The organism is Chloroherpetonaceae bacterium, from assembly GCA_025056565.1.
GTDB lineage: Bacteria > Bacteroidota > Chlorobiia > Chlorobiales > Thermochlorobacteraceae > Thermochlorobacter.
The window spans coordinates 70,023-90,193 of the sequence record JANWWA010000004.1; the positions used below are offsets into that span (position 1 = coordinate 70,023).

Consider the following 20,171-nt stretch of genomic DNA (forward strand, 5'->3'; position numbering starts at 1 on the left):
TGAACAGAGAACTCTATCACAAAACAAAAAAGGAGGGATGCTGTATGCAAGCTATTCGCTCACTTGTTCTTTCTTTGACGCTTCTGGTTGTGCTCTCGCTATCGAGTTGCCGCGACCAATCCTTCAGCCCACAGCTGCCCGAAGAAAAACCCACTGTCCAAAAAAGCACTGTCATTGAAGGGCACTATATTGTTGTGTTCAAAGACTTTGAGGCTGCCCCTGAGCTTACAGCCAGTCAAAAAACCCGTCTCCGCACCCCACAGTATGCTGAATTGCAAGCAGTCCGAAACAAGGTTGATGACCTTGCCGCTTTGTATGGCATTGATCGGAGCAAAATCGAGCGCACATATAGCTACGCCCTGCAAGGCTTTGCAGCAGAACTCACAGAGGCACAAGTCGAGGCATTGCGTAAAGACCCAAGAGTCGCATACGTAGAGCCTGACCAAGAAGTGACACTGAGCTACACCGTAGATGATGAACCCAAAGAGCAGGCTGAGCTAATGAATCAGACCACACCTTGGGGGATTACACGTGTCGGCGGTGCCGTCAATGCAGCAGGGCTCTCACGCTGGGCTTGGGTCGTGGACTCAGGCATTCAGCTTGACCACCCGGACTTAACGGTCAATACCACATTTGCGCGCACCTTTGTGAACGAGCCTGGCGGTGCAGATGACCGAAATGGGCATGGTACACACGTAGCAGGCACGATTGCAGCGCGCAACAACACAATTGGCGTCGTAGGTGTAGCGGCAGGAGCAACAGTTGTGCCAGTGAAAGTCTTCGGTGCCAGCGGTAGCTCCAGCAACTCCATTATCATTTCAGGTATTGACTATGTTACTGCAAATGCAGTAGCAGGCGATGTCTGCAATATGAGCTTAGGGGGTGGGGCATCAACAGCTGTAGATGATGCAGTACGCCGCTGTGCCGCAAGAGGCATTCGCTGTGCAGTCGCAGCAGGAAATTCCTCTGCCAATGCTAACAATTATTCACCAGCACGCGTCAATGGCACGAACATCTGGACAGTTTCTGCGCACGATGTCAATGACCGCTTTGCATCGTTTTCTAACTATGGCAACCCACCGATCGATTGGTGCGCACCTGGCGTGAACGTCAATTCTACTTGGATTGGTAGCGGATACCGCTCAATTAGTGGCACATCAATGGCGACGCCGCATGTGGCGGGCATCTTGCTGGTAAACAACGGTGTGATCAATGAGCGTAACAACATCAATGGTACGCGCTACGTCATTGGTGACCCCGATTCCTCGCCTGACCGATTGGCTCGGCGATAAGTTTGAGCACATTTTCTATCAAGAAAAGCCGCGAAGCGATTTCGCGGCTTTTTCGTTTTTAACTTCGCATCAAATCTAACTGCTTGGGTACCAGATGACCAACGAGGCGCTCAGCGATCTGCACAGCATTGGTAGCAGCACCTTTGCGAAGGTTGTCAGCGACAATCCATAAGTTCAAGCTCTTTGGCTGCGATAGGTCGCGCCGCACTCGGCCTACGAAGACTTCGTCACGCCCGTAACAATCAATTGGCATAGGGTAAAGCCGCTGTTGCGGGTTGTCTTTGAGCACCACACCCGGTGCAGACGATAAAATCGAGCGCACTTCCTCGAGGTCAAATTCTTGCTCAAACTCAATATTCACTGCTTCACTGTGTCCACCATAAACAGGCACGCGCACTGCTGTGGGCGAGACTTGAATCGAGGCGTCTCCCATAATTTTTTTCGTCTCGTGTATCATTTTCATTTCCTCTTTCGTGTAGCCATCTTCGACAAACTCATCAATTTGTGGCACTACATTAAATGCAATCGGATGAAAGTGCACGTGCTGTGCAGGTTTGACACCTGCCAACTCCGACTCTAAAGCCTCCAGACCTTTTTTACCCTTGCCAGTTACCGACTGATAAGTAGAGACCACTACACGACGAATCTTATAGCGGTCGTGCAAAGGTTTTAAGACCACGACCATCTGGATAGTTGAACAATTCGGATTGGCGATAATCGGTGCAGGGCGTCCATTTTGAAAGATGGTCTCAGGATTAACTTCTGGCACAACAAGCGGCACCTCATGCTCCATTCGGAAAGCAGAGGAGTTATCAATTACAATTGCACCTTGCGCAGCCGCAACGGGTGCCCAAACCTTACTGGCAGCAGCACCAGCTGAGAACAGCGCAATGTCCACGTCAGCAAAAGCGGCTGCAGAGGGCACTTGCACCGTGTAGGATTGACTTTGAAACTCAATTACCTGGCCTGCAGAGCGCTCACTGGCAAGAGGCACGATTTTCTGCACAGGAAAATGCCGCTCTGCCAAGCAAGCCAGCATGGTGCGACCGACCAGACCGGTTGCACCTAAGACCGCAACGGTATAGCGATGCATGTTGATACTTGGTTAGCGTTCAGTGTGCAAAGATACGCACACCGCGCTGTGCTGAGCAATTAAATGCAACAAAAAAGCCCTGTTTGACAGGGCTTTTGGGCAAGCATTGCGCAAAGTGGGCATGTGCTTGCTCGGGCGTTTCAGCCTCCATACTCACTTGGCTGAACGCTATTTGGATTTCACTGCGTCTGAAGCGCTGCTTAGGCTCTTAGCAATCCAGCCTGCAATGCCAGACTTTTCAACCACCGTGCGAGCCACATCGCCTGACTGCAAGAGTGCAAAATACGGCAGCGTAATAGTCGCTAAAATAGGTGCTCCAATCAGCATCGCAATAAATTGTGTGAGGCGGTCTCTGTGCGTAAGATCGCTAATGAGTGCCGTCACCCGATAAGTGCCCATCAGTGGTAGGAAAGGTGCCATCATCACATTAGTAACCGCTTTGGTTGCACCATCAATAAACGCATCGGGCTTGTATTCTTTTTCGGACTTATCGAACCCAGCACCGAGCACCTCAGGAATGTCGTCCAATGCCTTCATGAAGGCTTTATCAATTCCCTTTTCACGAATGCGCGCCGACTGGAAATTAGCCGCTTCGTAAAGTCCCATCAGCACATTAAACGGTGCAGTAAGGAGCAGGGACAAAATACCAGCCATCCACCGTTGTGACTCGTCGCCACTTTTGACAAAGTCGGCACCCAGCTTGAAACCACGATAGATGCCCAAAATTGGAATGTATGGCCAGCTGGTGCTAAGCACAATCCATGCCGTCAGCCAGTCATTCATACGGCGCTGCGCAGGGTCGTCAATGTGTTCATACTTCAGCTTGCCGCTGATGTAGTCACCAAACATCTCAAGAGCATTTCTGCCCGTATCCTTAATCTCAACCTTCATTCCGAGCGACTCGCTGACCTCTGGCAAGAACTCAATGGTGTGCGGCAGCGTAAAGTGATAGACAAAGGCGGTAGGCAGGACTCGAACGGCATCTGCTCCCGTTGCATTGACAGCCATAGTTTTTCTCCTTTGCGATTAAAGGTTTGTAAGAAACATATCCTCAAAAGTCAGCAACCCGTAGGGCTGCGCTACTCTTTTTGCCTCAGCGGGCAGAGGTTACTTCTGATGTGAATTTAGACAAGGCAGGCGGCTTTTCAAAGAAAATTGTAACGACCGAATCGACTTTATCAGCAGTGAACAGGGTTACAATGCCGCGCCCAGCGTAAGATAAAAGTTGCGGATTTCTGCAGGAATGATACCAGGTCCTGGATATGAGTCGGCGCGGCGTGTAAAGTAAAAGTTGTTCGTGAGGTTTGTTACGCCGGCTTCAATGCTAAGCAGTCCAATCTGATAGCGCAGTGACGCATCCGCAACCCAGTATGCTGGAATGATGCCATTGACAGCTGTCGCAGTGCGCACGGCATTGGTAGCATCGGTGAAATGCTCGCCTGTGTAAGAAAATTGCACCGTAGCTTGGAACTTCTCCTGCCGAAAAGTCAAACCAGAGCGGAAAGTGATAGGTGGCACAAGCTCTACGCGTTTCTGGCGAATGGAAGGTTCATCTGTGTTGATGTAACGCGCATCTAAAAGCGCAAAATTAGAGAAAAGCGAGAGGCTAAATGTGGCATAGCGGTTAAAAAGTCTGGCTACATCGGCTTCAATGAATGTTTCAATGCCAATCGTGCGTGAGTCAGCGATATTGGTGCGTAAACGATAGGGCAAAAACAGCGGCGGCTGGTCGTTTTTCAAAAGCAGACCGATTTGGTTGTTGTAGCCCAGCATAAAAAGCGTAAGGTCGTAATACACCAACCCTTCCCAATTGCCACGCACGCCGAAGTCCGCATTAAACCCACGCTCGTCTTGAATGTGGGGGTCAACGGCAAAATTAGGATTGACAATGCGTAGGTCGCTGAACGTGATGGAGCGATAGTTTTGCGAAAAGTTCGCATACACTTCCACGCTACTGCTGGGTGTGTAGCTAAGACCAACACCGAAAAACACAAATGCACGCCGCCGTTCAAGAAACTCATCGGTGCGCTGAACAGCCACTGTGTTGCCAGCTCCATCATACACATACTGCTTAAAATAACCTTCTGCGAAAGTTTGGATATTCTCATAACGGACACCGGGCGTAATAGAAAGCTGCGGCGTGAGCACAAAGATATTTTCTGCAAACACGGAAAAGTTTGTGTTTGGGAAAAGGTAGCTGGAGTTTTCAGGCTCGTTTGGATTAAGAAATTCAAAGGTGGGATTGGCGCTGGCATCGGCATCGCCTTGTTTTTGTGTAGTTCTGCCATGAAAAATCCGAAATCCAGCAAGAAAGCTCGAGAGGTTACCAAAGAAATTGTAACGATGAATGAAGCGTGTTTCATTGGCAAGGTTACGAAAATCGGCGTGGATCAACGTGCGGTTACGTGTGCCATCCAAGCGTGGCACATCGTCATTTTTGAAAATCACATCTAAGTTTCCGACCGATTGGCGGCTTGAGAGCAAGCCATAAAAGCGGCTGTTGAGGCGTGTCAGCTCTGAGAAGTGGTAGTCTGCAGTGAGAGCAGCGACTTGCCAATCAATGCGAAACCAGTTGCGAGGGCGCAGCGATTGGCGGGGGTCTGTTGCAAACTGGTTATCGGTCAGACCACCGGGCTGACGCGCAAGGTAGTGCATGAAAGTGTAGTTCAGCGTGAGCGAAAGTTTTTCTGACAAGGCATAGCGCGTCGATAGATACGCCGTGTGCTGGTAAAATTCAGAGTTGGGGCGCCAGCCGTCACCACGCTTGAATTGATAGAAGCCGTAGTAGTTTAGCCTGTCCAAAGTGCCGCCGATACTATTGAATGAATTAAAGAGACCAAATGAACCAAGCGTTTGCCGCGTGAGGAACTCAAAAGGCTTACCAGCAGGTCCCTCTTTGAAGACAAAGTTGAGCATTCCGCCAAACTGCGTGCCGTATTGAAGCGATGCGGCGCCACGCACAATCTCAATGCGGTCAAGGGCTTCAAAGGGTGGCGTATAGTAGCTTTCAGGATAGCCCAAAGGATCTGCCGAAATATCGTAGCCATTCTGACGCACATTGAAGTTCGAAGTGCGATTGGGGCTTAGCCCTCTACCGCCAATGCCTAATTGCAAACCCGCGCCATCCGATTCCCAGATGTTAAGACCTGAGACCTTCGCAAAAGTCTGACGGGCATTATTGGCGGCAAAGTTCCCGGTCAAGTCAGCCAGCACAATGCGTTCTGTTTTCTTCGCTTCATAGATGGCAACGCCTTCGACTGAAGCAAGTTTAGATATGCCGAAGGCATTAACTTTCTGGTCGCGCACAAAGATGTCGCTGGCTTGGAAAGAAAGTGGCACTAAGCGTATCTCAATAGGCTGCGAGAGCTGAAAGCGGTCTAGTGCTTGCGCAAAAGGTTCGTAGCCGCCTGCACTGACTTTCAAGGAGTCGCGCTCAAAAGGCGGCGCTGCGAAACGAAATTCGCCTTTCGCATCTGTGACCGTGCCAACCCCCTGCGCTTTGAGATAAACCGCTGCGCCTGCAATAGCTTCACCAGTTTCACGGTCGCGCACAGTGCCGAAGACCGTTGCAGATTCTTGTGCCCAAAGTTCTGTGGCAAAGAAAGCAAGGCTCACAAAGTATGTGCAAAGTCTGCAGTGCATCATTGGCTTGCAGAAACCAGTTGGCGTTCAAACGGCAGAATCCATGACTTGTAATGAAACCCCTCTTTTTCTTTGGCAAGATCGACGGTTGGGTCAATCAGGAGCCGACCGGGGCGACCGTTCATCGTAACATACACTTCAGCACGCACCTGTGGGTCTGTGACGCCATGTGCTGCGTAGTAATCGCGTAGAAAGTGCGCAAACTCCAAAATCATATCAGGCTGAAAGGACATTTGCTTTTCTTGGGTCGGATTTAGAAACTCAGCGTTATTGACCACGCCTTCTCGACCCGTTACACTATCCTTGACATAAAAAATTGCAGTGCCGGCCTTTTCTACCAGCATCACACGCCACGAGAAGCGGTAGCCTTGCTCATTCCAGAAAAATTCGCATGGATTCCACCACGAGTTATTCGGATAGAGCAGAAATCGAAAAGGCAGGAGGAATTGCAGCGCAAAATGCACAGCCAAAAGCATCAGAACAAGTGGTTGCCAGCGGGTCTGGTATGTCTTCGCCGATAGCGTTGCAGGCGATTGAGCGCTTAGGGGCAGCGCACGATGCAGCACAGATGCAATCAGACTAATTGCTCTCTTATGAAAGTCTTCTGAGAAGAAAATCGTGGTTGCACCAATCATCACAATAGGGAAGACGCCGATTGGGAACATCATGCCTGTAATCGTGTGGAACAGAACGACAGCAAGGTAAGCCAGCACACGGGTGACTTTCCAAGAAAGAAAGAAGACAATCGTGCAGTCGTAAATCATTCCTGCCCAACTAAATAAGTATGCAGTGAGATCAAATGGCATTGCCCAGCCGATAAGCGGGAGCTTGTCTTGAGCGCGCAACCACAGTCGCAGGGGCATTGCTTCCAAAAGCCACTCTGAGTTGATTTTTGCAATGCCTGCAAAGAAATAAACAATCGCCAGCTGGAGCTTGAACAAATCAATCGTCCAGCGCGGCACATGCTCTACACGAAGTGCTGGACGAAGCAAGATGTCAAGCGAAAAGTATCGATGTGCGGGCACAAGCGTTAGCAAAAACGCCGTGATGCTGACAAAGTAGTAGTGATTGAGATAATAGGCTTTGTCCAGTAGTTCGACATATGTGAAAAGCAAGAAAAATAGCACAGAGGACACGCGGTAAAAAAGCCCTAACATGATGCAAAACGAGGTCAGCCCCATTGCGATGAAGACAAGATACATTCCCACTGCACCAAGCGGTTTGACCCACTCAAAGCCGTAATAAGTGAAGTGCATGACAGGCTTGATGTATTGGTCTTCAATCCAGCCAAGCAGCCAAAACCGAATCGTGCTAATGAGCATCACCAGCCCAAACACTATGCGAAACATTGCGAGCGGCGCAATGTGCACAGGCTTTGTGAGAAATGATGTAAGCATCTGCAGCTTGACCATTTAGCAAAGCAATTGTGTTAGGTCTTCCAAGTGCGTGCTATCCCTCTCACGCTGAGCTTCAAAAAACTCCAAGTCTGCTTGCCTGCGCTGGCTCCAAAGAAAGAGAAACCTTGCCCTGTGTAGTGGAGAGCATCGTTCTCAGTCGCCATCGCCACTGCTGAAAGTGATCGTGAGGGAAAGCAGCGAAGCCATTTCGCTCTTGAAAAAGCGGGTATGTCGCTGCAGCTCGGTGTGGAATGCATCGACCACTGCAAAATTTGAGACAATCGTTTGCGAAAGCGGTGCATCGGGCAGCGCATTCATTCGCTGCTTGACAAGCTCCAGCTGAGCCAGCGTGGAGATAACAAGAGCGGCACCGTTTGGCACGCTACGCAAGTAATCATCAAAACCTAAATCATCTATGCCAGTGCGACGGTGCATACCGAGATAAATCATCTCAATCGCTTGTAAATGCTCACGAATGAACTTGACGGATTTACCGCTGTAGAAGGCTTCCACTTTTTGCGGCTCAGGGCGAGTTTGTCCTGGGCGCTTGCCTGCTGGCAGCCCTACCTTGAAATTCTTGATGTGCTCAAAGCTCTTTACGAACTCGTTAAAGAGCATTGAGGTCGAGCTGCCAACGCTGGTGCCATCATTGGTGATGAATTCAGCACGGTAGCGCTGCCAAGCATTTGCCGTTGCATCTACGTTTGCTTTAATGTCAGCTACAATCGCTTGTAGATACTGCCGTCGGTCAGGATTGCTGAAGCGAGAGATAATTTGTGCAAGCGTGCTATCACTGAAAAGGAGATACTCCACAGCGTTGAACCCGCGTGTATCACGGCTAAAATCATCGGTGGAGAAATTGCGCTGCTGGATTCGCTCTTCAATGCGTGCGGCATTTGTGGGAAAGACCCCGATTTTCTGAAACAGCGTGCCGGTTGATGTGGTCGCTGGCCCAAAATCAAATGTGCAGGCGTATTGCCACGCCGTGTAAGCCTCTTCCCAAGCCTGCTGTGCTGCACGCAAAGCGGCTTCACTGGGCGAGGCTGTAAAAGCATTAACTGCAGCTTGCATTGCATTGACTTTGCTTTGCAGCTCACTGTAACTTGGTATGATGAAATTTTCGGCGATGTTACGCAGCATTGAGCGGCGGTCAAAGCTATCCGTGCTTCCCTCAGTGGTACCGTTGTTACAAGAAACCGCAAAAGTTGCAGCAGTGGCAATAGCCGTAGTCGTAAGCACAAGTGACCACAAGGGGTTTGCAGAAAGACGTCTTAGGAGCAAAGCGGTGCGCATCATCTGTGTCAGTCGCAGTTAGAGTTGGTGAAGGTTTCTGCTTGAAAGCTATCGGCGATTCTGTTGAGCAACCCAATTGAGCTTGAAACTTTCCACCTCTGCATCGGTGAAGCCGTAGATTTGTGCAAGACGCTCAATGACGCCAACGCCGGGGTCGTTACGTCCATCTAAGCGAAAAAGCTCGGCAGCCGTAGGGCTTGAACTAAGAAATCGGAACGACTGTGCAGAGGCAGTGGCATCGAATGGAGCGCGTAGCCGTTCCAGCAATTCATCAATTTGTGCATCGGTGATACGGCGTTGCGAGGCAGGGACAGCTTTCCAGCCAGAAAGAAAGCCAACAGCCTCACCGTAAGCGTGCATTGCGCTGGTAATAGTGGCGTCGTCACGCACACCTGAGGTGAGCGCTGCCAGCGTTGAATGGCAGTAATTAATCACTGTTGCTGCAAGTACCTTCTCCCAATTAAGCTTGAAATCTGCGAGAGCTTTGTCGCGCTCTGAGTTGTAAGCTGAACCTGCGCGCACCGCAGCCTTTGCTGTAATGAGATTACGCTTGATTTGCTCATAGAGACTGTTTCGGTCATTGATGTCGCTACGGCGAGCAGCGTATTGTGCTGTGAAGCGGTCGCGTTGTGGGTCTGTGCTGCGTTCATTGTTAGCAAAACTAGGCTTTGCACCATATATCTCCACAAGCCTATCAATCGTTGCTTCGGTGATGTTGCCAGTGTTGATAAGTGAAACAGCGTGGTTATACATTGCAGCCGCAAAGAGACCTTTTTCGATCACTTGCTCCATTTCCAGCATATTCTCGTCGTAGAGGTAGCCTATGCGTCCACCGTTGGTGGTGGGCACCACACCACCATCACCCGTTGGTGCACTTTCCCATGGGTAGCGGGTGCGTTTGCCTGTCGCCTTTTGCAACTCCTCTAAGGCAACATTTACCTTGTTGCGATAAAGCAGTGGCGTAATTTGTTGCAGGGTCGTGCCGTCCCAGAAACTACGCAAGGAAGCCAGCGTCAGCGTTGAGTCCATATTGCGCCCGACTTGCATATGTGCGGTGAGCGCTGCAAGCTCTGTGCGCACACGTGCTTCGGTCGCTACATTTGCTGTGTAGCCCGTCGAGTCATATACCGACGGAATATCGAGCGGTGAGGTAGGTGAACTTGGATTATTGCGGCAAGCACTAAGCAGCAGCGCCGCAAAAAGCATCAGGCGTGCAAGTGAAAGCAGACGCATTTGGATTATTTAATTAGACAAAATCTAATTTAATAGATATAAGATGATTTTGCAAGGGAAAGAGCGCAAAGAAGAGCTAGGAAGTGAAGTGGCTACTCGAACGAAGTGCCAAAGTAGGTTTGAACTTTGCTTAAAAGCCAGCCGTGAATTTTGCCGTTGGTAGCTATAATATTTCCCGATTTGAGGTAATCGTTATTGCCCTTAAAATCAGTAACCACACCACCGGCCTCCTTAACAATGAGTGCCCCAGCGGCAATATCCCAGATTTTGAGACCATATTCCCAGAAACCATCGAACCGACCGCAAGCCGTGTAGGCAAGGTCAATTGCGGCGGAGCCTGGACGACGAATGCCAGCAGTGCTAACTAAAATGTCCTTGAAGAGATTGAGGTAAGCATCTAAGTGTTCATAGACCTTGTAAGGGAAACCGGTAGCTAAGAGCAATTTTTCGCTGCGAAAGTTTCGCGTAACACGGATGCGGCGATTGTTAAGATAAGCGCCGCGCCCTTTCTCAGCCGTGAAAAGCTCCTTCGTCATTGGCTGATAAATTGCACCAACTTGCAATTCGCCCCTTTCATCCATCAACGCCACACTGATGCAGAAGATGGCAAGCGAGTGAATAAAGTTGAGCGTGCCATCAATAGGGTCAATAATCCAGCGCCGACCTGAAGAGCCTTTCTCCAGCGTGCCTTCTTCGCCCATTATCTCATCGTAAGGAAATTTCTTGCGAATAGCCTCCGCAGCAAGTGCCTCGCATTCTTTGTCAACTTTGGTGACAAAGTCGTTGCGGTCCTTAAGACTAATGTGCGCAGTGGAAAGATGCCCAAAGTTTTTGCGGGCATACTTTCCAGCCGATTTTACAGCTGTAATAGCGGTGATAAGTTCGCGCGTCATACTTCATTCTTCCAGAGGTTTTTTGGTGGAACAAACAGCTATTGAAGCATGTTACTAAGTTAGCTCTCCATGCTATGAAACGTTTGCTTGCTTTTCATCATTCCGAAGGGTCGAAACAACACTTCAAAGGTGAGAAATTCTAAATGCTTGCACAACGCTTGTGTCTGAAGCAACGCCACTAATTACGCTCCGAGCTGTTAGCCGAATATACAACCTCAATGCAGCGCCAGTAGTGGCGCTCAAAGGCGTCAGTTTCACAGTGATACGTGGCGAATATGTCTCTATTGTGGGCAAATCAGGCAGCGGCAAGTCAACTTTGCTGAACCTAATTGGCGGAATGGATTTGCCGACTTCAGGGGAGATTGAAGCGGCAGGCAAAGTGCTGACGAAAATGAATGCGTCTGAGCTGGCACACTACCGACGGTATGTGGTCGGAATGATTTTCCAAGCCTTTAACCTCATTCCAAATATGACAGCTTGGGAAAATGTTGCGTTGCCAATGCTCTTTTCAGGCGTGCCAGAATCGCAGCGGCAAGCCCGTGCCAAAATGTTGCTTGAACGCGTCGGACTAGAGCACCGCTTTAACCACCGTCCCGTTGAACTTTCAGGCGGCGAACAGCAGCGCGTGGCAATTGCTCGTGCCCTTGTCAATGATCCTGAGTTTTTACTGGCGGACGAACCTACAGGCAACTTGGACTCTCGCACATCTGAGGAAATTATTGCACTGCTGCAAGACATTCATGCCAGAGGCAAAACCGTCCTGATGATTACGCATGACCTATCACTAGCAGAGCAACTCTCGACACGCATTATCACACTGCGAGATGGGGAAGTCATTTGCGACGAAGCTCATAAGCCAACTTTAAACAAAGTATGAGTGCAAGCGACCTTGTGAAATTTGCCATAGGCAACTTGCGTCGTGCACCGCTCCGCTCACTGCTCACAATTCTGGGCGTGGCGATTGGCACTGCCGCGCTCGTGGCAATGGTCTCTTTTGGCAGCGGTTTGCAAAAAACATTCTCTGATGAGTTTAGTGACCTCGAGCTATTCAATACGGTGCGCATCACGCCGACCCGTGTGGATCTCTCCACTATTTTCACGCTTTCCCGACGCACAGTACGAAATCTCCAGCAGCCAGAAGAAAGAAATCAAATCATACTGACCGATTCAGTGCTTCAGCGTGTGCGCGACATCGTTCAGCCGCTGGCACCAAACGCTTTGGTTTATCCCGAAATCATCTTCCCATGTAAGGTCATCGTGGATACGATGGAAACAATTGTGATGGCAGAAGCCCTGCCTGCAGCCATTGCAAAAGTAGCGGGGTATCGTGAAATCCGCATCGGCAAGTTTTTTGAGAGCGATACGGCAAGCGATGTGGTGATTTCAGAAATTTTGCTCACTCGGATTGGGATTCGCAATCCGCAAGCAGCCATTGGAAAGCTCATCAAACTAACTACCATTGCCCTCGATGCTCAAAAATTGCTGACTAGCCCTTTGCCTATCTTCAGTGCAGGACTGCCAATTGCTGAGCGCAGCTATGACTTTCGCATCGGTGGTGTGCTAAGCAGCGACATTCAGAAACTCTCCAGCGGCTTTCGCTTGATTTTGCCGATTGAGACCTCTGCAAAAATTAGCCGCCTGAATTTTCTTTCAACTATTGAACTTTTGCGCAGAAATGAACAAAGTGCGGGCTATCAAGCCATCATCATTCGCGCCAGTAATCAGAAAGAATGTGAAGCGATTGCCGCAGCGATGAATGCAATCGGGCTCAATGCCACAAGTTTTACCGACCAATTTGAGGAGTTCAAGAAACTTTTCTTGCTCTTCGACCTTGCGCTGGCTGTAATCGGCACCGTAGCGCTGGTGGTGGCAACGCTAGGTATTGCTAATACAATGGTAATGTCGGTGATGGAGCGATACCGTGAAATTGGCATTATGAAGGCAATTGGTGCAGGCGACGACGATATTCGCAAAATCTTTTTTGTAGAGAGCGCCGTCATTGGCTTCTTGGGGAGTGTTGCTGGACTGGTAATTGGACAGCTTGCAACTGAGGGCATCAATGCCTTAGTGAATTGGTATGTTTCATCGCAAACGGGCACGCGAATCGACTTCTTTTACTTTCCACTTTGGTTAGTTTTGAGCGCAATTGGGTTTGCAGTGTTCATCAGTCTGGTAGCAGGTTTTTATCCAGCGCGCCGTGCAGCTCGCATTCAGCCTGTTGAAGCCCTGCGTTATCAGTGAGCACTTTATGCCTTGTCAATCTCTAATCAATCTCTAATTAGCGCCAACTCTGCCAGTAGAATTTGGCTAATGCTTAGACAATTGCCGCTCTATCCTTCGCTCGCAGCGAGAACGAAGAAGTGTTATTGTTGGAGCAAACACAGCAGATCTAGACGCTTTGCCGTGCTGGTTTATTTAGAGCTTTTCCAAGATGAACTCGGTCATTAGTTGGTGCAAGTGGAAGCGTGCTGGACCGCGAATGCCGTGATATTGCTCAGGGTAGAACATTGCTTGAAAAGATTTGCCAAGCTCCTGCAGCTTCTTGGCAAAGGCAACAGAATTCTGAAAATGCACATTGTCATCCAGCGTGCCGTGAATCAAGAGAAAGTGACCTTTGAGCTTGTCAGCGTGTGTAAGTGGGGCAGAGATTTCATAGCCTTTAGGATTGCGCTGCGGCGTATCCATATACCGCTCTGTGTAAATCGTGTCGTAAAATTTCCAGTGCGTAACGGGCGCGCCCGCGATGCCTGCCTTGAACACTGGCTCGCCCAGTGAGTTGCCATATGTCATACACATGGAGGCCATATAACCGCCGTAACTCCACCCATAGATGCCAATCCGACTTTTGTCGACAAAGGGCAGCGATGAAAGAAACTTTGCGCCAGCCACTTGGTCTTCTGTTTCAGCGATGCCTAACTTTTTGTAGGTCAGTTTCTTAAACGCTGCGCCGCGAAAGCCCGTGCCCCGATTGTCCACACTGAAAACCAAATACCCTCGCTGTGAAAGGTAGTGATACCAAAGGTTGACCGCACCCCACATATTGCGCACAGTTTGTGAACCTGGACCGCCATAGACATGCATGAGGACAGGATATTTCCTTGACGAGTCAAAGTCTGCTGGCAAAAGCAGCCAAGCATTAAGTTCCACACCTGTCGCATTTTTGAACGTAAGAAACTGCACTTTGCCCATTCGGTATTCAGAGAGTGTTTTCTCCAGTGCTGCGTTGTTTTCCAGCTCACGCACAAGCGACCCATCTTTTTTGCGCAGGTAGAACTTTGGCGGTGTGCTGACACTCGAATATGTGTGGTAGTAAAGTGAGCCATCGGGCGAAAACTCTGCGCTGTGCGTGCCACGCTCCGAAGTAAGCCGCCTAAGGTCAGAGCCATCAAACTTCACCGAATACAGATGCCGCTCCAGAGGACTTTCTTTCGCCGATGTGAAATAAAGCGTCTGGTTTGTCTCATCGACATAGAGCAAGGCATCGTCATCAAAATCGCCTTTGGTCAGTTGGGCTTTGAGCGTGCCGTCGTAGCCATAGAGATAAAAATGCTGGTAGCCATCACGGTCAGAACTCCAGATAAATGCTTCTGAATTCTTGAGGAAACGGTAGCCGTTATGTTCCACTTCAATCCACGCTTCGCTGCGTTCTGTGAGCACAAGGCGAGAGGTCTTTTGCTCAATGTCATAGAAGAAAAGCTCCAGCACATTTTGCTGCCGGTTGAGCCGCTGGTAAGCCAGTCGCTTGGAATCAGGTAGCCAGTCAATGCGTGGAATGTAGATGTCCGTATTTTCGCCAAGGTCAATATAGGTCGGCTGCGGTCGGCGCGAATCGACACTGACGACACCAATTTTCACAAGCGAGTTTTTGTCACCTGCCTTGGGGTAGCGGTATTCCAGAAATGAGAGATAAAGCGAATCATACTTGGCGATTTTGAACTCAGGCACTTGGCTCTGGTCAAGTCGCCAGAAAGCAATGTGTTTGGAATCAGGCGACCACTGCCAGCCGTCAATGATGGAAAACTCTTCTTCATAAACCCAATCAAAAACGCCGTTGAGAACATTAGCGCTGCCATCTCGTGTAAGCTGCGTTTCCCTGCCTGTGTCAATGTCATAGACGAAAAGATTTTTGTCGCGCACATAGCCAACCTTTTTGCCATCGGGCGAGAGCTTAATGATTTCATATTCACCTTTGATGCGGGAGATTTTCGTAACAAGGTTGGTCTTTCGGCTGTAGAGATAAACTTCACCGCCCGTTTTAAGCCGACGCGCAGGCAGTGCACCTGTAAGCAAGATATACTCTTTATCGCGACTGATTTCAAAGTGTGCAAAGTCAATTGGCTTGCCTAAAAACTTGAGGTCTTCGCCACGCACAAGAATTTCTTTCTGATTGTTTAGCGCATTAACAAGAACAATGTTCACTGTCTTAGTTTTTTCATCAGCCTCGAGTGCAGCATAGGTGTCGCCGCTAAACCAGTTAAACCCTTCCACAAAGCGTGGCAGGAGTTTGCGCGATTTGAAAATCTCCTCAAGCGTCAGAGATTTTTCTTGCGCAATAGCATATGTGGAAACCCAAAGAAGAAAAAATGAAACGATGAGACGAGTCATTGTTGCAGATAAGTTGATTCCTGAGATGTTTTTTGAAAAGGTCTCTGGAACAAGGCGTTCCATTCTTCGGGCGAAAGATAGGATTTCGGGTGCAGTGTTGCAGACACTTTTTGCGCCAGTGCAGCGCGCTCCTTTTGCGACGGGTGCGTAGAAAGCACAGATGGAATTTCAAAGCTGCTGCTGCCAATGCGCTCTAAGAGGCGTGGCAAAGCGCGCGCATCAAGACCAGCAGTTTGCAAAATTTGCAGGGCAAATTCATCGGCTTCAAGTTCTTCGCTGCGGCTGTAGGAGAGGTCAAGCAGATTGGAACTCTGGCTAAGCAAAATGCCAGAAAGTCCTTGCACATCACCAAAGGCAATGGAGAGCGTGACGGCAAAAAGTGCACTGCGCAAAAGGCGCTTTGAGCCGTGCCGCAACGCAACATGCCCAGCCTCATGGGCCAAAAGCCCAAAAAGTTCACTTTCGCTGCGAATTGAATCCAAAATACCACGATAAAGCACAATGTAACCACCAGGCAAAGCAAAGGCATTTTTGACCTGCCGATTTTCCACGACCATAATCTTGAGATGCAGGGCAGTGTCGCCGTGCCATCTGCGAATAAGCGTAGCACATTTTCGGAGTGTGGCATCTGCAGCAGAGTCTTTCTCGAGGCGTTCAGTGCGCAAAAAATCATTCAGTGCAGCTTCGCCTAAGGCGCGTTCCAGCTCAGGGGGCACTCGAGCCGCAGAATATGATACAAGGGCATTGATGCCCAGCGTAAAGAAGAGTACGCCCAAAGCAGCCAGCACACCAAAGAAAATGAGCGTGCGAAGATAAAAGGGCGTTTTGAACTCGCGGCTTGCCTTAAAAAACCCGTTTCGTTCCAGTACTGCAATGCCAGCACGGTCAGAGAGCATCACGACACTATCTCCCAGTGCCTCTGCTGTGATTTTGACAAACTCTGTGTTCGGCTGCTCTGAGACTTGGAACGAACCGACAGGCAAGTCTATACCTGCATCTTGCTTTTCGATGTGCAAGCCACTGGGTGCAATACGCAGCACAATGCGCTCAGGCGTTGAGGCGCTGCGATGAAAGAGCTGTGCAACCCCTTGCCATTCCAGCGGTTCTGGCATATAGTTGAACCAGTTGAGTCGTGAAAAATACTAACTACAAAATTGCCAAATCTTGAGGAAAGATGAACGCCTTCTGCTACAGCATTAAAACGTTGCCAGAGTCATGCACGAGGGAGAAATCAGGCGTAGCGAACAAAGCATAAAGCAGTCTCAAAGACGCTGTGCATTTCTTTAGCGGGTGAGCGTGTATTTTTGCGCCTAATTTTAACTGAGCATATTTCAAACAATGGCGGTAAAACTTCGGCTTGTCCAACACGATTGCGTGCTAGCAAACTTTAATGAAAATCTCTGCAAACATATTGCGTTTTGTGAGCAAGCGATCCGAGACGGCATAGAATTCATTGCATTCCCCGAACTTTCGCTGACTGGCTACCTTGTGCAAGATGCAGCGCAAGACTTAGCCATGCACATTTCAGATGAGCGCCTGCAGCCGCTTCGAGAACTCTCTAAGCATCTCTCAATTCTCTGTGGCGGCATTGAACTCTCTGATGATTACGGGGTCTATAATGCGGCATTTTTCTTCGAGGATGGTATAGCAAAGGTAGCGCATCGCAAGGTTTATCTGCCAACCTACGGAATGTTTGAAGAACTGCGCTACTTTCAAGCAGGTCAGCGCATTGAGCCGATTGAATCGCGGCGGCTAGGCAAGATAGGGATTGCGATTTGTGAAGATAATTGGCACGTTACAGTGCCGCTGCTGCACGCTTTGCAAGGCGCAAAAATACTCTTTGCAATGGTAAATAGCCCATTGCGAATAGATTTTGAGACAGGCGATATAAGCGTGGCGGCAGTATGGCAGCGGCTGACACGCACATTTGCCGGGCTTTTTTCTGTGTATGTCGCATTCGTGAGCCGAGTAGGCAATGAAGATGGGCTGACATACTGGGGCGGCTCTGAGGTGATTGCGCCAGATAGCTCGCAGGTGGCGTCTTTGCCTCAGTTTGTGGAAGCAGCCTTAGACTGCACAATTGATATGAACGCTGTAAAACGCGCTCGCTTGCGTTCCTCCCATTTTCTTGATGAAGATGTGCGCCTAATTGCAGCGGAACTGCAGCGGATTGTGGCTAAGCAGCATAACTTAGGCTAAGCACGCCTCAGTGCAAAGCAACCCTACTCAAACTTTTTTACCGTTGGGCGACGTAGCTCCTGCCGTGAGCGCGGATGAGGCTGCAAAGAGCGCAGTCGCTCCTGACGAGATTTTCGGTCAACGACAAAGATGGTAACCTCAATTTCATCTTCACTATACCCTGCAGCTTGTGCAGCGGCGATAACTGCTTTATAAGTCGCTTCACTCAGGAGAGACTTGGGCGTGCCAGTAGTCTGAAAGTAAAAGTATTCTGTGCGATAGGTGCTGTCCGCAGCCAAAGTAGAAGTCGCACTTGGCGTGTCGCAGTGGCGATGTGGCGTGCTCGAGGGTGAAGATGAAAGTAGCAGTGCGGCAGTGAGCAAAAACAAACCTCGTTTCATACTCTGCTAGGTAAGATTAAGGGCAACCTGTTCAGCAGGAAGCTAAGACTTCTATGTGAAAAAGCAAATTGCGTTGCGGCGCACAAGTTATGCCATCATGTTTTATGGCAGGTCGAGTTGTGAGTTACTTAGGCTGCTCCCCGCAGCAAAGCAATAAAAGATGCAGAGCCGTCTTTCTATGCAGGAATAGTATAGCTACTGGCTAAGCAGCCTTGTAACCACGACGAATTTCATAGAGCGTCAGCACGGGGATGACTTCAGTGTGCACAAATCCAGCGGCTTGCATCATCTCAATCAGATTGCCGCTCAGAAAAGCTTCTGCATATGGTTCAAGGAAAAGCAGACTACTGATATTGCCACCTAATTTTGAAATGCTGGTAGACTGCGCGCCGTCAAACACCAAAAACACTCCGCCGGGCTTTAGCACACGCAGCGCTTCTTTCATCACGTTTAGCCCTGCCTCAGGCGGCATTTCGTGAAAGAGCAGCGAAGCAGTCACAGCATCAAAAGTGTTGCTCTCAAAGGGTAAATGCTCCGCGTTGGCATGAAGAAAAGTGATGTTGGAAAACGCTCTAGCTTTGAGCTGCGCAGCTGCAATCATATACGGCGAAAGGTCAATGCCGACTATTTGTGCATTCGGTAGTCGTTCTGCAATAAAGCGCGTTGCAGTGCCTGTGCCGCAGCCCAAATCCAAAATGTGCTGGGCGTCACTGGGAAACATCTGGGCAAGCGTTGTGCGGAGATACGACTCACTGGGTACAAGAATTTTATTCGTAATTGGGTCGTATGTGATGGCGGCATCCTTATTAAGGTATCCGCCCTCTACGCTATGAAAATCTTGAAGGTAGTAGTCGGGATACTGCACGCTGGGGTTTTTGAGTCTAGCGCCCTCTGCTTGTAGGTCAACACCGTCAAAGATGCGTTCCGTAAGAAGCGGGCGCAACCACGCTTCGTTGGCTTCCAGAAAATTGACAATGCTTTGCTGAAGAAAACTGCGAGCTACTTTCATACTACGTGTCGGTTGAATTGCAGCAGCTCTAACGGTGATTTCAAGCACGACGTTTCAGGGGCAAGATAGGAATTACGAGAATCACGCGCTGTTCGGTTTGGAATTGAGCCGCAAAGGCGCTACATTTAAGCGGTTCACTGAGCGTAGAAATCCGCACCTTTGGATACCCAAGTCGCTGTATCTAAGTCGCTTCTCGCTCTGACCACACTTAATAACTTAAACTTACTACGCTCAGACAATGGCAACGAAACTCTATGTCGGCAACTTGAATTACGCTACCAGTGAAGAAGGGCTTCGCAACGTTTTTGCCAATTTCGGCGAAATCGTTTCTGTGAAGATTATTCAAGGAAAAGGCTTCGGTTTTGTGGAGTATAAGTCCGCAGACGACGCCGAAGCAGCTAAGGAAGCTCTAAACAACACACAATTAGACGGTCGCTCCATCAAGGTAAGCGATGCACGCCCACAAGAAAAGAAGTCCTTTGGAGAACGAGGCGGATTGGGAGGCGAGCGAAGATTCGGTGGTAGCAAAGGCAGTAGCGGTTATCAGCGGCGTGAACGCTACTAAGCCTGTCTCAGCGTGCCGCACCGCTTGCAGGCAATACGGCTTTCTTGCATAAATCTTTCTTTGCAACCAGCTCTGTCAGCAATGCTTGAGCAATGGATGGAGTGGGCTTTGCGGGAAGCCGAAAAAGCTTTTGAGCACAATGAAATTCCCGTCGGTGCCGTTGTGATTGACGCCAACGGCACCGTTGTCGGCAGAGGACACAACCAAGTGGAGATGCTGAGCGACGCTACAGCACACGCTGAGATGATTGCACTCACGGCGGCAATGGCGACCCTTGGAACGAAATATCTCCCTGACTGCACGCTGGTCGTTACCTTAGAGCCTTGCCCAATGTGTGCAGGGGCAATTGTCTTGGCAAAAATCGGGCGCGTTGTCTTTGGCAGTTACGATGGGAAATGGGGAGCGTGCGGCACTGTATTTAATCTCGTGGAGTCTCACAAGCTGAATCACCGTGCTGAAGTGATAGGTGGTGTCTTGGAAGAACGCTGCACCACGCTCATCAAATCATTTTTTGCTTCCTTGCGCCTCAGACCAGCAAAGAATTGAAGACCCGAAGTAACGCATCTGTCG

17 protein-coding genes are annotated in these 20,171 nt (G+C 49.5%); 6 read left to right on the forward strand and 11 right to left on the reverse strand.

What is annotated here, in order from left to right; translation table 11 throughout:
- Positions 1-44 precede the first annotated feature (44 nt).
- Positions 45-1,292, forward strand: coding sequence for a S8 family serine peptidase (locus NZM05_04585; protein MCS7012894.1), 1,248 nt, complete (start codon positions 45-47; stop codon positions 1,290-1,292).
- Between the two features lie 58 nt (positions 1,293-1,350).
- Here the strand turns inward: NZM05_04585 and NZM05_04590 are convergent, their stop codons facing one another.
- The 7 genes from NZM05_04590 to NZM05_04620 form a co-directional block, all read right to left on the reverse strand.
- Entirely contained in the window at positions 1,351-2,385 is a 1,035-nt protein-coding gene (locus tag NZM05_04590; protein MCS7012895.1) for an aspartate-semialdehyde dehydrogenase, read from the reverse strand.
- Positions 2,386-2,553: 168 nt separating this feature from the next.
- On the reverse strand, positions 2,554-3,393 hold the full coding sequence (locus NZM05_04595; GenBank protein MCS7012896.1) for a hypothetical protein: 840 nt from the start codon (positions 3,391-3,393) through the stop codon (positions 2,554-2,556).
- Positions 3,394-3,579: 186 nt separating this feature from the next.
- Entirely contained in the window at positions 3,580-6,030 is a 2,451-nt protein-coding gene (locus NZM05_04600; GenBank protein ID MCS7012897.1) for a TonB-dependent receptor, read from the reverse strand.
- Positions 6,027-7,424 (reverse strand): HTTM domain-containing protein, encoded by a 1,398-nt coding sequence (locus NZM05_04605; GenBank protein ID MCS7012898.1) that lies wholly within the window; start codon positions 7,422-7,424, stop codon positions 6,027-6,029. Before NZM05_04605 ends, NZM05_04600 begins: the two co-directional genes overlap by 4 nt.
- Positions 7,425-7,577: 153 nt before the next feature.
- Entirely contained in the window at positions 7,578-8,720 is a 1,143-nt protein-coding gene (locus tag NZM05_04610; GenBank protein ID MCS7012899.1) for an imelysin family protein, read from the reverse strand.
- 45 nt (positions 8,721-8,765) lie between these two features.
- A complete protein-coding gene (locus NZM05_04615) occupies positions 8,766-9,950 on the reverse strand; it encodes a hypothetical protein (GenBank protein ID MCS7012900.1) in 1,185 nt (394 codons plus the stop codon).
- Between the two features lie 92 nt (positions 9,951-10,042).
- Complete coding sequence (locus NZM05_04620; GenBank protein ID MCS7012901.1) at positions 10,043-10,843, reverse strand: inositol monophosphatase; 801 nt, start codon at positions 10,841-10,843, stop codon at positions 10,043-10,045.
- 160 nt (positions 10,844-11,003) lie between these two features.
- Between NZM05_04620 and NZM05_04625 the strand changes: the two genes are divergently transcribed.
- Together NZM05_04625 and NZM05_04630 are read left to right on the forward strand one after the other, a co-directional pair.
- The gene (locus tag NZM05_04625; protein MCS7012902.1) at positions 11,004-11,720 is read left to right on the forward strand and encodes an ABC transporter ATP-binding protein; all 717 of its coding nucleotides are present in this window, start codon (positions 11,004-11,006) and stop codon (positions 11,718-11,720) included.
- On the forward strand, positions 11,717-13,084 hold the full coding sequence (locus NZM05_04630; GenBank protein MCS7012903.1) for an ABC transporter permease: 1,368 nt from the start codon (positions 11,717-11,719) through the stop codon (positions 13,082-13,084). Before NZM05_04625 ends, NZM05_04630 begins: the two co-directional genes overlap by 4 nt.
- Positions 13,085-13,258: 174 nt before the next feature.
- Here NZM05_04630 and NZM05_04635 read toward each other — a convergent pair whose 3' ends face one another.
- Both NZM05_04635 and NZM05_04640 read right to left on the reverse strand, forming a co-directional pair.
- Entirely contained in the window at positions 13,259-15,448 is a 2,190-nt protein-coding gene (locus NZM05_04635; GenBank protein ID MCS7012904.1) for a DPP IV N-terminal domain-containing protein, read from the reverse strand.
- Positions 15,445-16,560 (reverse strand): M48 family metallopeptidase, encoded by a 1,116-nt coding sequence (locus tag NZM05_04640; GenBank protein MCS7012905.1) that lies wholly within the window; start codon positions 16,558-16,560, stop codon positions 15,445-15,447. Before NZM05_04640 ends, NZM05_04635 begins: the two co-directional genes overlap by 4 nt.
- Positions 16,561-16,786: 226 nt before the next feature.
- On the opposite strand from NZM05_04640, the gene NZM05_04645 reads away from it, so the two are divergent.
- The gene (locus NZM05_04645) at positions 16,787-17,647 is read left to right on the forward strand and encodes an acyltransferase (protein ID MCS7012906.1); all 861 of its coding nucleotides are present in this window, start codon (positions 16,787-16,789) and stop codon (positions 17,645-17,647) included.
- Between the two features lie 23 nt (positions 17,648-17,670).
- Here the strand turns inward: NZM05_04645 and NZM05_04650 are convergent, their stop codons facing one another.
- Together NZM05_04650 and NZM05_04655 are read right to left on the reverse strand one after the other, a co-directional pair.
- Positions 17,671-18,027: a hypothetical protein gene (locus NZM05_04650; protein MCS7012907.1), complete on the reverse strand. Its 357-nt coding sequence runs from the start codon at positions 18,025-18,027 to the stop codon at positions 17,671-17,673.
- A 202-nt stretch (positions 18,028-18,229) separates the two neighbouring features.
- On the reverse strand, positions 18,230-19,036 hold the full coding sequence (locus NZM05_04655; GenBank protein MCS7012908.1) for a methyltransferase domain-containing protein: 807 nt from the start codon (positions 19,034-19,036) through the stop codon (positions 18,230-18,232).
- 238 nt (positions 19,037-19,274) lie between these two features.
- On the opposite strand from NZM05_04655, the gene NZM05_04660 reads away from it, so the two are divergent.
- Entirely contained in the window at positions 19,275-19,601 is a 327-nt protein-coding gene (locus NZM05_04660; protein ID MCS7012909.1) for an RNA-binding protein, read from the forward strand.
- Positions 19,602-19,682: 81 nt separating this feature from the next.
- Positions 19,683-20,147, forward strand: a complete 465-nt coding sequence (locus NZM05_04665; GenBank protein ID MCS7012910.1) for a nucleoside deaminase — start codon at positions 19,683-19,685, stop codon at positions 20,145-20,147.
- The last annotated feature ends 24 nt before the right edge of the window (positions 20,148-20,171 follow it).

Excerpts from the sequence above, each read along its gene's own strand:
- NZM05_04645 (MCS7012906.1), top strand. The coding sequence starts at position 16,787 with ATGGCGGTAAAACTTCGGCTTGTCCAACACGATTGCGTGCTAGCAAAC.
- NZM05_04620 (MCS7012901.1), bottom strand. The coding sequence starts at position 10,843 with ATGACGCGCGAACTTATCACCGCTATTACAGCTGTAAAATCGGCTGGA.
- NZM05_04595 (MCS7012896.1), bottom strand. The coding sequence starts at position 3,393 with ATGGCTGTCAATGCAACGGGAGCAGATGCCGTTCGAGTCCTGCCTACC.
- NZM05_04590 (MCS7012895.1), bottom strand. The coding sequence starts at position 2,385 with ATGCATCGCTATACCGTTGCGGTCTTAGGTGCAACCGGTCTGGTCGGT.
- NZM05_04660 (MCS7012909.1), top strand. The coding sequence starts at position 19,275 with ATGGCAACGAAACTCTATGTCGGCAACTTGAATTACGCTACCAGTGAA.
- NZM05_04585 (MCS7012894.1), top strand. The coding sequence starts at position 45 with ATGCAAGCTATTCGCTCACTTGTTCTTTCTTTGACGCTTCTGGTTGTG.
- NZM05_04600 (MCS7012897.1), bottom strand. The coding sequence starts at position 6,030 with ATGATGCACTGCAGACTTTGCACATACTTTGTGAGCCTTGCTTTCTTT.
- NZM05_04650 (MCS7012907.1), bottom strand. The coding sequence starts at position 18,027 with ATGAAACGAGGTTTGTTTTTGCTCACTGCCGCACTGCTACTTTCATCT.
- NZM05_04635 (MCS7012904.1), bottom strand. The coding sequence starts at position 15,448 with ATGACTCGTCTCATCGTTTCATTTTTTCTTCTTTGGGTTTCCACATAT.
- NZM05_04615 (MCS7012900.1), bottom strand. The coding sequence starts at position 9,950 with ATGCGTCTGCTTTCACTTGCACGCCTGATGCTTTTTGCGGCGCTGCTG.
- NZM05_04630 (MCS7012903.1), top strand. The coding sequence starts at position 11,717 with ATGAGTGCAAGCGACCTTGTGAAATTTGCCATAGGCAACTTGCGTCGT.
- NZM05_04640 (MCS7012905.1), bottom strand. The coding sequence starts at position 16,560 with ATGCCAGAACCGCTGGAATGGCAAGGGGTTGCACAGCTCTTTCATCGC.
- NZM05_04610 (MCS7012899.1), bottom strand. The coding sequence starts at position 8,720 with ATGATGCGCACCGCTTTGCTCCTAAGACGTCTTTCTGCAAACCCCTTG.
- NZM05_04665 (MCS7012910.1), top strand. The coding sequence starts at position 19,683 with ATGCTTGAGCAATGGATGGAGTGGGCTTTGCGGGAAGCCGAAAAAGCT.
- NZM05_04655 (MCS7012908.1), bottom strand. The coding sequence starts at position 19,036 with ATGAAAGTAGCTCGCAGTTTTCTTCAGCAAAGCATTGTCAATTTTCTG.
- NZM05_04605 (MCS7012898.1), bottom strand. The coding sequence starts at position 7,424 with ATGCTTACATCATTTCTCACAAAGCCTGTGCACATTGCGCCGCTCGCA.